Origin of the sequence: Phocaeicola intestinalis (genome assembly GCF_014837065.1) — a bacterium.
Taxonomy (GTDB): domain Bacteria; phylum Bacteroidota; class Bacteroidia; order Bacteroidales; family Bacteroidaceae; genus Phocaeicola; species Phocaeicola intestinalis.
Map to the genome: position 1 here is coordinate 16,233 of NZ_JACSPP010000052.1, position 12,615 is coordinate 28,847.

15 protein-coding genes are annotated in these 12,615 nt (G+C 44.4%); 14 read left to right on the forward strand and 1 reads right to left on the reverse strand.

Features of this window, described 5'->3' with window-relative positions; all coding sequences use genetic code 11:
* The first annotated feature begins 1 nt into the window (after window position 1).
* From H9625_RS13675 to H9625_RS13740, 14 genes are all read left to right on the forward strand, one after another.
* Window positions 2–1,441 (forward strand): type IV secretory system conjugative DNA transfer family protein, encoded by a 1,440-nt coding sequence (locus H9625_RS13675; protein ID WP_191764872.1) that lies wholly within the window; start codon window positions 2–4, stop codon window positions 1,439–1,441.
* A 535-nt stretch (window positions 1,442–1,976) separates the two neighbouring features.
* Window positions 1,977–2,264: a hypothetical protein gene (locus tag H9625_RS13680; protein WP_117748255.1), complete on the forward strand. Its 288-nt coding sequence runs from the start codon at window positions 1,977–1,979 to the stop codon at window positions 2,262–2,264.
* Entirely contained in the window at window positions 2,265–2,567 is a 303-nt protein-coding gene (locus H9625_RS13685; protein ID WP_117748254.1) for a hypothetical protein, read from the forward strand.
* 12 nt (window positions 2,568–2,579) lie between these two features.
* Window positions 2,580–5,024: a VirB4 family type IV secretion system protein gene (locus H9625_RS13690; protein ID WP_117795699.1), complete on the forward strand. Its 2,445-nt coding sequence runs from the start codon at window positions 2,580–2,582 to the stop codon at window positions 5,022–5,024.
* Window positions 5,002–5,565 carry a conjugal transfer protein TraI gene (locus H9625_RS13695; protein ID WP_191764874.1) on the forward strand — a complete coding sequence of 188 codons (564 nt, stop codon included), beginning with the start codon at window positions 5,002–5,004 and terminating at the stop codon, window positions 5,563–5,565. The genes H9625_RS13690 and H9625_RS13695 overlap by 23 nt, the downstream gene beginning before the upstream one ends.
* 4 nt (window positions 5,566–5,569) lie before the next feature.
* The gene (locus H9625_RS13700) at window positions 5,570–6,343 is read left to right on the forward strand and encodes a hypothetical protein (RefSeq protein WP_117748251.1); all 774 of its coding nucleotides are present in this window, start codon (window positions 5,570–5,572) and stop codon (window positions 6,341–6,343) included.
* 12 nt (window positions 6,344–6,355) lie between these two features.
* Complete coding sequence (locus tag H9625_RS13705) at window positions 6,356–6,997, forward strand: hypothetical protein (protein ID WP_191764876.1); 642 nt, start codon at window positions 6,356–6,358, stop codon at window positions 6,995–6,997.
* 4 nt (window positions 6,998–7,001) lie between these two features.
* Window positions 7,002–7,895, forward strand: a complete 894-nt coding sequence (traM, locus tag H9625_RS13710; protein WP_191764878.1) for a conjugative transposon protein TraM — start codon at window positions 7,002–7,004, stop codon at window positions 7,893–7,895.
* Window positions 7,892–8,992 carry a conjugative transposon protein TraN gene (gene traN, locus H9625_RS13715; protein ID WP_117748248.1) on the forward strand — a complete coding sequence of 367 codons (1,101 nt, stop codon included), beginning with the start codon at window positions 7,892–7,894 and terminating at the stop codon, window positions 8,990–8,992. Before traM ends, traN begins: the two co-directional genes overlap by 4 nt.
* A complete protein-coding gene (locus tag H9625_RS13720) occupies window positions 8,976–9,545 on the forward strand; it encodes a M23 family metallopeptidase (protein WP_191764880.1) in 570 nt (189 codons plus the stop codon). Before traN ends, H9625_RS13720 begins: the two co-directional genes overlap by 17 nt.
* A complete protein-coding gene (locus H9625_RS13725) occupies window positions 9,529–9,735 on the forward strand; it encodes a helix-turn-helix transcriptional regulator (RefSeq protein ID WP_117748246.1) in 207 nt (68 codons plus the stop codon). Before H9625_RS13720 ends, H9625_RS13725 begins: the two co-directional genes overlap by 17 nt.
* 11 nt (window positions 9,736–9,746) lie before the next feature.
* Window positions 9,747–10,454: a hypothetical protein gene (locus tag H9625_RS13730; RefSeq protein WP_117748245.1), complete on the forward strand. Its 708-nt coding sequence runs from the start codon at window positions 9,747–9,749 to the stop codon at window positions 10,452–10,454.
* A 4-nt stretch (window positions 10,455–10,458) separates the two neighbouring features.
* Window positions 10,459–10,965 carry a conjugal transfer protein TraO gene (locus tag H9625_RS13735; RefSeq protein WP_191764882.1) on the forward strand — a complete coding sequence of 169 codons (507 nt, stop codon included), beginning with the start codon at window positions 10,459–10,461 and terminating at the stop codon, window positions 10,963–10,965.
* A gap of 18 nt (window positions 10,966–10,983) precedes the next feature.
* Window positions 10,984–11,439, forward strand: a complete 456-nt coding sequence (locus H9625_RS13740) for a beta-barrel fold lipoprotein (RefSeq protein ID WP_191764884.1) — start codon at window positions 10,984–10,986, stop codon at window positions 11,437–11,439.
* A gap of 363 nt (window positions 11,440–11,802) precedes the next feature.
* Here H9625_RS13740 and H9625_RS13745 read toward each other — a convergent pair.
* On the reverse strand, window positions 11,803–12,615 hold an 813-nt coding region (locus H9625_RS13745), incomplete at its 5' end, for an IS1380 family transposase (RefSeq protein ID WP_191764886.1).

Consider the following 12,615-nt stretch of genomic DNA (forward strand, 5'->3'; position numbering starts at 1 on the left):
TATGATGATGTATCTGATTGCGGCAATAGTCGTACTTTGCCTGGTTATCGCCCTGGTTCTTCTGCTTCCTTCTTCTGACAAGAAACAGAAGAAAGATGCGCAATACCGTTTTGAACTGTTTGCTGACGGTGGCAGACGTATCACCTTCGGTAATCCTTTCAATGGATTTCTCGTATATGGCGGCGCAGAGTCCGGAAAGACAAAATCCATCGGCAAACCGCTGCTGGAGCAGTTTGTCAAAAACCGTTTTGCCGGCTTTATCTATGATTACAAAGATTTTGACCTGACGCGCACTGCCTATAATCTGGTCAAGAAAAACCAATATCCTTATAAGTTCTATTATATCTCGTTTGTGGATATGGAGCGTACCCATCGCACCAATCCCATAGCTCCGGCAGTAGTCGGCAATGAGAGCCTTTTCTTACAGCTTATAAGTGACTTGCTGACGGCTTATATGGAGAAGGACAGCAAGAAAGATGAGTGGTTCGGGGGTGCGCTGGGTATCATGTGGGGCGTTTCCATACGCTTTTATCGTGATTTCCCGAAGTTGTGTACAATACCGCATATCGTTAACTATGTGTGTTCTGCCGGTACACAGAGGATAACGGAGTTTCTTAATGGCAGTCATGAGAGCAGGGCACTGGCCAAAGGTTTCCTTGATGCAGCAGACAGCCCTAAAACACAGGCATCCTATCTAAGCTCACTGACACGAAACCTGGGTATCTTGGCTAACAATAAAGAGATAAGTTATGTCCTTACAGGCAATGACTTTCAGTATAACCTGCTTGACCCTGAAGATCCGAAACTGGTTGCCGTTGCCAACTCGTTTCAGATTGAGAGTCTTATCTCTCCCATTATCTCGCTCATGCTTTCCATCAGTTCCAGACGCTTTACGATGGCTAATAAGATTCCTTTTGTCTATGTGCTTGATGAAGCGACCACGTTCAGGATTGCTGACTTTGAAAAGATGCCGTCAGTCCTTCGTGAATACTTGTGTGCGTTTCTTGTGCTTACTCAATCTTCTGCTAAGATTGAGAAGCTGTACGGCAAGTATGACCGGAGCAGTCTTGAATCCAACTTCGGTAATGTATTCTTTGGGCGTACCAAAGATGTTGAAGCCCTGAAGTCCTATCCGTTGGTTTTCGGCAAGCATGAGAAACAGAAAATTTCTCGTACTTCCGGCAGTGGTAGGGGTGGAGCTAACCGCAGCCGTACCGTATCGACACAAAAGGAGGATATTTACGACAGCAATTTCTTTACCTCACTGAAGCCGGGCGAGTTCGTGGGCAGTGCGGCACATTCAAACATGCCGAGCTTTCATCTTCGTTTCAAGATGTACAGCCAGCCGGAAGAACCTCTTCCCATAGTTCGTGCGGTTGTTCCTTCAGATATTGATGATAACTACAAGAAAATTATCAAGGATTTACAAAGTGTTTTTTGACTTATATCCCTTTATATATAATATATATTTTGATGATTATCAGTATTGATTTACATATATGTCTTGACATGTTTAAATAATCTTGTGACTTGTACATGGTGTATGCACATGTAATATTAATCGCTAATTTAGGCAATAAATAAAATATTGTTTTCATGATTTTTGAGCTTTAAATTTTTTATTGCCTTTAGTGAGGTTTGCATTCCTCATAAAGGAATGCAAATAAAAACATTCTTAGGGATACATGAGTGACGAAACTCTACACCTCATTTTTCGTATGTGGAATCTCACATTTAATTCCCCAATAATGTAGACCAGGAGTGTGGAAATTCCACATTCCTGGTCTTTTTCTTGTATTTATGTAAAATGCTGAATGTTAGTGTATTTGGTAAAATATCTTTTAATTTGTCATTACAGGCACGGTTTTTGTACAATATTGTTATATAAGTACACTTTCGGTTGTGATTTTATCATTTCTGGCGGAGTATTTTATGTGCGAGTAAGAAAACCTAATACTAATCAAATACAAGAGCTTATGAACACAATTCTTACTGTATTCCTCCAGATAAGTGGAGGTCTGAGAACCGAAGTTAATTCTTTCCTTAGTGAGTATGCCGTTCCTGTGATTGCCATGCTTCTGATTGTCGGTGTAGGTATCGGTGTCGTGATGAACTACGACAAGATTATCGACCGTGACGGACAAGGCACACGCAAGGAGGGTATCGTTAATCTTCTTTGGGTAGTCGGCTATATTATTATCGGCCTGGCTATCATTGCTGCCGTCATAGCTCTGGTGAACAGTAAACTTAAAATGTCCCTGTAAATGGAATTTCAGGTGCGTAAGGGGCTGGAAACCCCTTTGAAAGTACATGGGATGAATACCAGATTCTTTCTTGTTTATTGTATTATTTTGGCTGTCCTGGTTCTGTTTATTGTGGGGTTTTTGACAAATGCCATGAGCGGAGAAGGTTCTTTCGTGATGTTTATAGTTGCTTTGATGGTGGGCGCACTTGTTTCTGTCTTCTTACGTGTGCTGTTTATCAATCTTTCCATTGAACGCAAATTCAATAAATTCAGAAAAAATATTTTCGTTATTTCAAACAAGGACTTGCTGCACAGCCTGTAAAACCAGAGGCTTATGAAAATTGCAGCAGCACAGGCTTATTGTATCCTTGATACAGTAGGCTCGGCTATTCTTACCAAATCCGGCGACATTTCCGTTGTTTATCTGATGGAGCTGCCTGAAGCATATTCGCTTGACACTGCCGACCTGGAGCAGAGACACAATGAGTTCTTCAGGGCGTTTCAGTATGTGCGTAATGGCTTTATCCATAAACAGGATATATTCTTGCGCCGGAAATTCAAATCCGATTATGTGATAGAGGGTGATACCTATATCCAGAAAGCTGAACGCAGATACTTTGAGGGCAGAGAATACCTTCACCATTTCTGCATCCTTTCCTTTACACTCTCGTCTCTCTCCAGTCTGGAGAAGGCTTATCAGGCTAATCCGTTGGATTACCGTGAGAAACTGACGAAAGCCGACAAGGACAGGCTTTCTGAGTTTCTTGAAGCGGTTGAAAGTGCCGTTTCCATCATACGCAACATCAGAGGCACACAGATAAGGCCCCTGAGTGTGGCAGAGATAAAACAGCATGTCTTCCGTTTCGTTAACGGATTCCATGATGATGAAGGTCTGAGAGACATACAGTGTGCCGATATGATACGTATCGGACATAAAAAAGGTGTTTTCTTTTCCGTTTGTGATGAACGCTACTTGCCTGACCGTATGAAAACATACGTTACAGACAGTACACTACAAGAGGCTAACAGCAGCCTTTATATGTCTATGCTCGAAAGGCTGGGCGTTCATCTTCCTTGTTCACATGTCATAAACCAGATATGGCGGTTTGCCGGTAGCAGTTACCGTGACGAACTATCCGAGAGGGTGAGACTCTTCGGCAGATACCGTGAGTTTGACAAGGCTATCAAAAGCCGTTATGAAGGTCTGGCTAACTATGAACAGGAGATTATCAACGAAGAGAATGTACTTTGTAAGACACATTTCAATATCATGCTGCTTGAAGATGAAGACGCGGTTCTTGACCGCTGTATCGAGCAGGTGAAGATGATCTTTACCAATGCCGGGTTTAAATATTATATCCCTTCTTATGAAGGTCTTTATAATATTTTTATCGGTTCGGTTCTTGGACGTGAAAACTGTCTGGATGATGACTTCATGTTCCTCTCTGATTTGCACTCCTCACTTTGTATGGCGATAAACTATACTACTTTCAGAAGTGATAAAGAGGGTATTCTTTTTAATGACCGCCTGTTTCAGGCTCCGGTCAGAAAAGATATTTGGGATGCCTCTAAAAAACGTATTCCTGCACGCAACATGATTGTGGCGGCAAGTACCGGTGGTGGTAAGTCGGTGGTTTCTCTTAATATCATTCAGCAGTGTATTGAGCAGAATTACAAGCTGATTGTGGTTGAGTTCGGAAAAAGTTTCTACCAGCTTTCCCAACTATATAAAGATAAGTCGCTGCACATTGATTATGACGGTACTTCTCCACTGGGTATAAATCCTTTTTATACGGGCGGTGTACAGCCTGATAACGAGAAAATAAAGACGCTCGTTAATCTGGTGCTGAAGTTCTGGCGTACCAAAAGCATTATGGAAGACACTAAACAGGTCGTTTCCCTTACAAAGATTATCCGTCAGTATTACGAGGATAAGACAGACGGCCATTCTTTCCCTGACTTTTACGATTATGTGAGGCAGCAGGGGCACAGCCTGTATGACAGGCTGAATATCCTTCCTGAATATTTCGATATAGACAGCTTTCTACACGTGTGTTCCGAGTTCATGCCGGGGGGCTTCTATGAGAATGTTTGCAGACATTCCCCACTGGAGAATGATATGCAGAACCGTGATTTTATTGTCTTCGAACTTACGAAGATAAAGAAAGACCCTTTCCTTATCTCCGTGATTATGACTATCCTTTTTGATACCATTGAAAACAAGATTCTTTCCGACAGGTCGGTGCGTGGTATGCTGATCTTTGACGAATACGCCGAAAGCCAGTCCATCAAAGATACGTTTTCAGGTGCCGATATCCATTCTACGGTTGCTTTCTGTTACCAGAAACTCCGTAAAGAGAATGGGGCTGTGGGCACAATCGTACAGTCTATGGCACAGCTGCCGGATAATGAATATACTAAGGGTATCATTGCCAATACGCAGCTTCTTTATGTGCTTCCGGCCAATGAGGTGGTATATGACCAGACAATCGAGGCGTTCCATATCAAGAATCGGAGTCATATTAACCTGATGAAGTCCATACGCAATGATTTTACGGGCACAAGACCGTACTCCGAAATTTTCCTGAGATTTATGGATAACTACGCTACTGTGGTGCGTCTGGAGCTTTCTCCTGAAAAGCTGCTGGCTTTTCAGACGGATGGCGAGAAATGGAACAGGTTACAGGAGATATACAGAGAGGTCGGCAGTCTGGAGACAGCTATCGAACAGTATAAACAGTTAAAACACAAAGACTATGAGACGGATTTTTCTATGTAGTGTCATCATGACGTTCTGTTTGGCCACACCTGCCTTTTCTCAGTTTGTGGTTACAGACCCGGCACTGACACAACTTTCACAGATAACGTGGGCGAAAGAACTCAAACAGGCTTACGAACAGTTTAAGGTTTTGGATAACTCACGCAATATATTGACTGAGAGCCTGGACCTGTACCGTAAGGTGAGTGGTCTTATCCAGAACTCCAAAATGGTGTTGAATGTACTGAAGCTTCAGGGCGAAATGCTGAAGATTTCAGCAACCGAGTGTTCACGTACAGACATCTATACGCAGGAGGGGTATAATGCCTATACCAAAGTGCTCAATGATATTATGGAGGAGAGTATTACATCCTTTGACCTTTTACGCACCATCATTTCGCCGGATCTGAAAATGACGGACGGTGAAAGGTTGAAGATAATAATTGACCTTGATGCAAAGCTCAGGGCACAGCAGGACAAACTGCTTGACGAGAGGGCAAGGTTCAATACCGTTAATGATGCAATAAAGCGGATTGCCGCACTTAAATCTGATAAATCGTGAGCCTATGGAAGTGATTGATAATGTTATACAGGCGTATGAAGCCGTTAAACTAAATGATGTCAGCAAGGGCATCATTGCCTTGTGCACTTTTGTGGCGATTATTATTGTTATCCAGAAGTTTGTTACCGCATGGAAAGAAGCCTTCAGTGAAGGTGACAGACCGGCTGACATGAAACAGTTCTTCAAGCTGTTTTATATCTATATCTATGTGTTTGCCATTATCATGGCGGCTCCGTTTGCCTTTACCATTGTTGAGACGGCTCTGGGCAATATTCAGAATGAACTGATAGAACACTATCAGGAAGATGTCGATCTGAGCATAGACGAAGCCATTGCTACTTTCACAAGAGATTATATCGAAGAGGTTAACAGACGTAGCAACTGGGTGGGCAAACAGATTGACGAGGTGATAGCCCTTCCGTTCAATATTGCGGTTTATACCGTTCTTCTGTATGCGACTAAGTATATTTTCTTCTTCTTCGCCGCTGCAAGGTATCTGTATCTTATCCTGCTGGAGATTGTTACACCGATTGCGATTATTCTCTTTCTTGACGAGAAAACCAGGCATTATACACATGCTTACCTGAAAAATCTGTTTGTCTGTTATATGATGATCCCGGCTTTCCTGATTGCAAATGCGCTGGGTTCCGTCATTTCTGAAAATGTCATGCAGATGTGCGGACAGAACAAATATACGATGTTGGGGTTGCTTTTTGCATTTGTCTTCAAACTGTTTCTGTTTGCCAAGAGTGTGAAGTATTGTCGTGAACTGTTTTAAATCCTGCCGATCATGAATAAAGATGATATATTGAAAGAATTTGATACGCTGGCTGAAGCCAAGCGTAAAGGGGCTGTCAACCTCAAACTGTGTCTGGGTTTTGCTTTGCTGGTGGTGCTGCTGGTTCTGGCATGGGGGCTGACTGTTAACTTCTCCGCACTGAATAAGGTAGTCGTGGTCGAACGCTCCGGCGAATACCTGAAGACTCATGCCGAAGATGCAGAAGACCTTTTTATCGCACTGGTCAAGAATACATGCTCCGAAGCCACCCGTTATGCCAACAGCTTTGACAGGCTCGATATGAAACGTAATCAGGCTCATGCCGCTTTTTATATCAATAAAAACGACCTGAATGCCATATTCTCCAAATATTATAACGATAAGGCTTATTCTGATGCCGTTCAGAACGGTGCGGTGTATAAATGTGAGCTTGACAGCGTGCAGCGTATTGCCGGTGATAACGAGCCTTATCAGGTTGAGTTTTCTTCCACACTTACCATTCATAGTGTATCCGGACAGAAACTTAAATTCCTGATACGCACAAGGGGTGAGCTTGTCAGAACAACACCGCAGTTCCCGGAGAACGTGACAGGGTTTTTCTTTAGCCAGTTCTTGCAGCAGATTATACGGATAGAACAACCGCTTAAACAGTGAGCCTATGGATAAGACAACTAAGACAAAGATTATCGTTTTCGCTTCATTCGGCATTTTCGTACTGTTGGTTTTGGTGATTGTCATGGCTTTAAGCGGTTCTGATGATGATGAGAATATGCAGGATGTCAATACCTCTTTAAGGGCACAGCAGCAGAGTGATTTCACCATAGACGATATGATGAGTTCTGAAGCCAAGCCTGAATATGAGAACTTTTCCGATAAGGTCTATCATGAGAGGGCAGAAGGGGTTTATACAGAAGATCCTGAAGTCCTTGCACTTCAGCAGCAGCTGAGAGCTAACCAAAGGGCTGACAGCATGGCTAAGGCGGCTCCGAAGCCTAAGACGGTGAAGAAGAAAACGGAGAAACCGAAAACCAAACCGGCACCTGAACCCGAAAACAAACCTGCTGCGAGCAGATTCTTTTCCGGAGATAAACCTCAGAATACGGGTAATACCATTGAGGCGATTGTTTCAGGTGACCAGAAGATTACTTCCGGCAGTGTCATAAAGCTGGTCACACTTCAAGAGATGCAGCTTCCTAATGGATTGCTGCTTGACAAGGGTACGGCACTTTTCGGCACGGTCAAACTTGACCAGGACAGAATCAATATAGCCATTGAATCCGTCAGGGTAGGCAACAGCATCTACGAGCTTAAAAAGACCGTCTATGATCAGGATGGCTTGCCCGGTATATATGTGCCGCTGAATATAAAGGCTGAAGCAAGCAAGGAGGCGGCTGATGAAGTGGTGGGTGACCTGAATACGGGTATCTATGGCACAGATGTGTTGAGTACAGGCGTTAACGCCGTCAGCAATGCCGCTAAAAGCGTGTTCCGTAAGAAGAACAACCAGATTGTCGTTACGGTGAAGTCAAACTATAAACTTTATTTGAAATGAAAGCACTTTTCTTGAATATAATCCTTCTGATTGTGGCTGTATCGGCTACAGCGCAGATACGCCCGGTTGAGAGTCTGCCCATCGCAGTAAATTATTCCAAAACCATACATCTGATTTTTCCTTCAGCGGTGAAATATAGTCAGGCGGTTACTGATTTTGTGGCGGTGGATAATCCGGAGAATGTACCGCATATTCTTCGTATCAAGGCGAACAGTAAAAGCTTCAGCAAGCAGACTACTGTTAGCGTGGCGACTGAAGGCGGCTTTTTCTATTCCTTCAATGTGTCCTATGCTGACAGTCTGGAGCAGACAAACTATTTCCTTCCTGGCATGACAAGCATAAATCCTGATACGGTTTTTATCAATGAGGTTTCACAGACTCACCTCATTGCTCCCGAAAAGGTGATTTACATTGATTACGGTGATACCTGTATCAATGTCAGTAAGGCTGAGAATACGGAAAATATTATCCGTATGATAGCACGTACAGGCAGCGTGCAGCAGTTCCCAAAGCAGACCAATGTCTCGTTTGCTACCGAAAGCGGCAGGTTCTTTACATTCAATGTCGATTACCGGGATAAACCGGATGCTTTTGTATATGAAGTGGGCGAGAAAAAGCCGGAGAAAAAGGCGAATGTGATTCTTACTGACAATATCATCCCGGCTGGCGAACGTGACGATGTGATGAACAGGGTGTATAACGCACGCCGGCAGATTTTCAATAAGGGTATTGTTCGCAATAAGATAGTGTTCTCACTCAATAACCTGCATATCTACGATAATCTGCTGCTTTTCACTTTTGAAATTGAGAACAAGAGCCGTCTTCCTTACGACATAGACTATATCCGGTATTATATCGTTGACCGTAAGACTGCGAAGCTGACAGCATCCCAGGAGGTTGACCAGCAGGCTTTGTTCTCCGAAAACTACGCTCCTCGTATCGAGGGCAACGACAAGATGAAGTATGTGATTGCTTTTGATAAGTTCACTATTCCTGATGACAAGTTTTTCCGTATCGAGATAAACGAAAAAAACGGTGGCCGTCATGTTCTTTTTGACCTGGAGAACAGCGATATCGTAAATGTGTCGGAGCTTTAGCGTGGCTTTGATTGTGCTGTTTTCTCTTTCTGGAGCCACAGCACAGGATAAGCGCACACTGGTGGCAGAGGTGTTGCAGACTGCACGTGATTTTAAACAGGTCGCTCCCGTGTGGCATATTATAAGCCGTCAGGAGGATATTTTCAGGTTTGTACCGTCTGTGGCACCGCTTAAAGAGAATTACCGTATATCCGACAGGTTCGGATATCGGGTGCATCCGGTCAGCGGTAAACGTACCTTTCATGCCGGGCTTGACATGGCGGCTGAGTATGCGGCCACTGTACATGCCGCAGCCGATGGCACGGTTTCCTTTTCCGGCAATGTGCCCGGTTATGGCAAAACGGTTGTTATAACACACCGCTTCGGATTCAAGACACGTTATGCGCATCTTACGCATATTTACAGACGCAAGGGTGCAGTGGTCACGAAAGGTGATGTTATCGGTTTTGTGGGCAGTACAGGCTTGAGTACTGGCAATCACCTTCACTATGAGGTGATAAAAAATGACAGAATGATAAACCCAATAAATTTCATATATGGAACTGACGAATGAATTAAAGGTCGAACGCATCCGCTTACAGCTTACAGCCAAAAGCGTAGCTGAAATGATGGGCATAAGCCGACAGCAGCTTTCCAATATCGAGCAGTCAGATAACCTGCCCGTGATGGTGAAGTATATCGCTTTCCTGAGAAGCAGGGGAGTAGATTTGAATGATTTGTTTGATAGAATAACCAAGTTTTAAATTTTAAGCCTATGAGAAGTCTTATTTCTGCACTGTTCTTTATGCTGGCTTTATCTGCCTGTGATAACGAACTCAATCTGATAAGCCGTGACTTTTCCGTTTCACTCAAAAGCATTGACGGTGGGGCGGCTGCGGTTGGCAAGGCTGTGAACTGTACGTTTTCCGTTAATGGTCTTGATCCTGACAACGGCGACCAGCTGCTTACCATGTTTGACATAGAGGGTGGCAATGGCGTGATCATCGTTGATAACAGCGAATATTCGCCCGGTGAGTCTTTTGAATATGATTATAAGACAAATGGCAAACTCTCTTTTGATTTTGTCCCGACAACGGCAGGAGCTATGAGCCTGAAGATGTCCGTTGCCAGCGAAATGGTGACAAGGGCTGACAGCGTGAGGCTTGATGTTTCTACTCCTGATATGAATGTGGAGTTCCAGAATGTGCCTGATATGGTCAGCCTGTCCGATAATGTGGAGTTTAACCTTTTGCTTGCTACAGACCAGTATGGCGTAAAGGCTTCCGCACGGTTTGTCAAGGGTAAGGGGCAGGTTTATATTTCCGGATATGACGCTACACGTGACGAGGGTGTTGCGCTTGAACACAATAATCTGGTGGTGTTCATGCCTGAGAGTACAGGCGAGACATTGATTGAGTTTACCGTTTCAAGCCGGTACGGTTTGCCGGTGAGAAAACAGATTACCATACAAGTAAATCCGTAATTCTATGAAAAAGCTGTTTTTTATAAGCTGCCTGTTGTGTCTGACTGCTGTTTGCAGGGCACAGTATATCGGCAGCAACTATCTGAACATGAAAGTTGATTATGTGGTGGACGAAAGCCAGGTACAGGGTACGCTGGGCTATGGCAAAGTCTTTAAGACTTTCAGGGTGGGGGCTAACCTCAATTATCGTAACCTGAACCGTGAACAGGTTCAGGCGAACACCGTAACAGTCGGCCCGGAGTTCGCATACTGGCTCCTGAAGGGGCGCAAGTTCTCCTTACTGGGTGTGGCTTCCGGTACAATCGGCTATCAGCGGGCTAAGACGAAAAGCGAACTGGTTTATCTGGAGCGTAGCCGGGCATTTGTCTATGGTTATGAAGTGGGCATAAGACCTGAAGTCCTGCTGAGCCATAAGGTTGCTCTTTTTGCCGAATACCGGTTTGAGATGTTGTTTAATTCAATCCTTCGCAACAATAACCACATCGGTTTGGGTTGCGTGGTTTATTTATAAACTTAAATATTTATGCTTATGAAAAAGTTATTTTATCGGTTGGCTGTTTGCCTGTGCGTGATTGGTGGTCTTGTGGGTTGTAGCAAAGATGATGAACCCGGTGGCGGTGAGGGGGCTATGTATCAGGTTACCGTTCAGCAGTCAGGCGATTACCGGAGCTATATAAAGTCTGTGGTGGTGGCTGCTAACGGCACATCAGTGATTAATGAGAACACAAATGAGAAGTTCAAGGGTACGGCTATTCTTGATGATGACGCATTGGCTGTACCTTCCGTTACGCTTTCCACTGAAGGCAGTGCGATTGAGTTTGCCGTTTCCGGTGGTGTGGTCGATGGTGACGATGGGGCAGTGAACGAGCCGATGCAATGGGTGGTTGTTGTCCGTAAGAACGGCAAGGAGATAGACCGTAAGACACTGACCTTTGAAGATGGCAAGCAGATTGCAACAGACGATCTGAAACTGTATTACAAATAAAGATATGTGTATCGTAAAAGTCCTCTGGAGTATATGCTTCAGGGGATTTTTTCTTTTTGGGCGTTTCCTTTCAGGTCGGGCTTTTCGTTGCAAGTCCTCGCAGGGCTGTGGGCTTTCCCCTGCAATCCCTAACGCTATATGTGCAAATGCACGAAGTCCCCGGCAGTCACCCCGCCGGAGGCGGTTATAGTTCCCTCAAATCCGCAACTACGCGCCTATATGATACAGAAGCGAAAATAATCTGCATCGTTAGTAAAAAGGGGGCACAGTGCATCGAATGTCACCATAAAGACATATAAACGCCCCTTACCCCACCATGCGACTTGAGGCAATACGCAAAGTCACGACCATAAGTTGTCGGTGTTATCCAAAGTCATTCTGGAACACATCAGCATAAGCGTTGTTGCATGAATAGATATTCAGCACATACTGCCTTGATGTCCTGCCCCATTTGGCTGGCACAGAGATGAACTTGAAGACAAACGCCTTGATGCGGCTTGTTGCTTTGAGTCCGAACCTCTTCACGTCAAGCCTCGCCATGATGAATTTATAGAAGTTGCGTATGAGTGCCGTAAGCAGAAGAAACACCGTGTTTTCTCCCATGAAGGATTTTGGAAGCCTGTTCCAGCCGAATCCGTTATTCATTTCATCGAAGATGCGTTCCTTCCCTCCACGGAGGTTATAGAATTTGACAATCTCTTTCTCGGAAGACTCGTAGTCATTTGTAAGGATGCAGCGGTAGGTGTATTCGCCTTCCCACAGGTCAATCTCACCGTCAATTCGCTTCTGCCTTTGGATTACAAGACGGTATGCCCTCCCTTTCCATTTCTCAACAAGAATGGAGTTCAGTTCAAACTCAATGCCGCCCAGTTCCTCTCTCTTCCACCCTCTGAGTGCAAAGATGTCATCGTAGAGCGAACCGCAGCGGTTGGCGCGGATATAGAAAGTCATGCAATGCTTTCCGACATCTTCCACAATTTCCTCTGAGCAGGATCCGCAATCTGCCCTGAAACGATTGACTGTCAATCCTTTCTGTTCAATCCTCTCAAAGAATCTCCTCAACGTGTCCTTCTGGTGGAAACGAACGTTAGTGTTGCCGTCGCTGTTCTCTATGCCGACAATCATGTCGCCAATGACAGCCACACCTGGACGGTACCCGAGAAACTTCTTGTATGT

Coding starts and splice junctions, on each gene's coding strand:
- H9625_RS13740 (WP_191764884.1), top strand. CDS start 10,984: ATGAAAAAGTTATTTTATCGGTTGGCTGTTTGCCTGTGCGTGATTGGT.
- traM (WP_191764878.1), top strand. CDS start 7,002: ATGGATAAGACAACTAAGACAAAGATTATCGTTTTCGCTTCATTCGGC.
- H9625_RS13705 (WP_191764876.1), top strand. CDS start 6,356: ATGAATAAAGATGATATATTGAAAGAATTTGATACGCTGGCTGAAGCC.
- H9625_RS13700 (WP_117748251.1), top strand. CDS start 5,570: ATGGAAGTGATTGATAATGTTATACAGGCGTATGAAGCCGTTAAACTA.
- H9625_RS13680 (WP_117748255.1), top strand. CDS start 1,977: ATGAACACAATTCTTACTGTATTCCTCCAGATAAGTGGAGGTCTGAGA.
- H9625_RS13730 (WP_117748245.1), top strand. CDS start 9,747: ATGAGAAGTCTTATTTCTGCACTGTTCTTTATGCTGGCTTTATCTGCC.
- traN (WP_117748248.1), top strand. CDS start 7,892: ATGAAAGCACTTTTCTTGAATATAATCCTTCTGATTGTGGCTGTATCG.
- H9625_RS13695 (WP_191764874.1), top strand. CDS start 5,002: ATGAGACGGATTTTTCTATGTAGTGTCATCATGACGTTCTGTTTGGCC.
- H9625_RS13685 (WP_117748254.1), top strand. CDS start 2,265: ATGGAATTTCAGGTGCGTAAGGGGCTGGAAACCCCTTTGAAAGTACAT.
- H9625_RS13720 (WP_191764880.1), top strand. CDS start 8,976: ATGTGTCGGAGCTTTAGCGTGGCTTTGATTGTGCTGTTTTCTCTTTCT.
- H9625_RS13735 (WP_191764882.1), top strand. CDS start 10,459: ATGAAAAAGCTGTTTTTTATAAGCTGCCTGTTGTGTCTGACTGCTGTT.
- H9625_RS13725 (WP_117748246.1), top strand. CDS start 9,529: ATGGAACTGACGAATGAATTAAAGGTCGAACGCATCCGCTTACAGCTT.
- H9625_RS13690 (WP_117795699.1), top strand. CDS start 2,580: ATGAAAATTGCAGCAGCACAGGCTTATTGTATCCTTGATACAGTAGGC.
- H9625_RS13675 (WP_191764872.1), top strand. CDS start 2: ATGATGATGTATCTGATTGCGGCAATAGTCGTACTTTGCCTGGTTATC.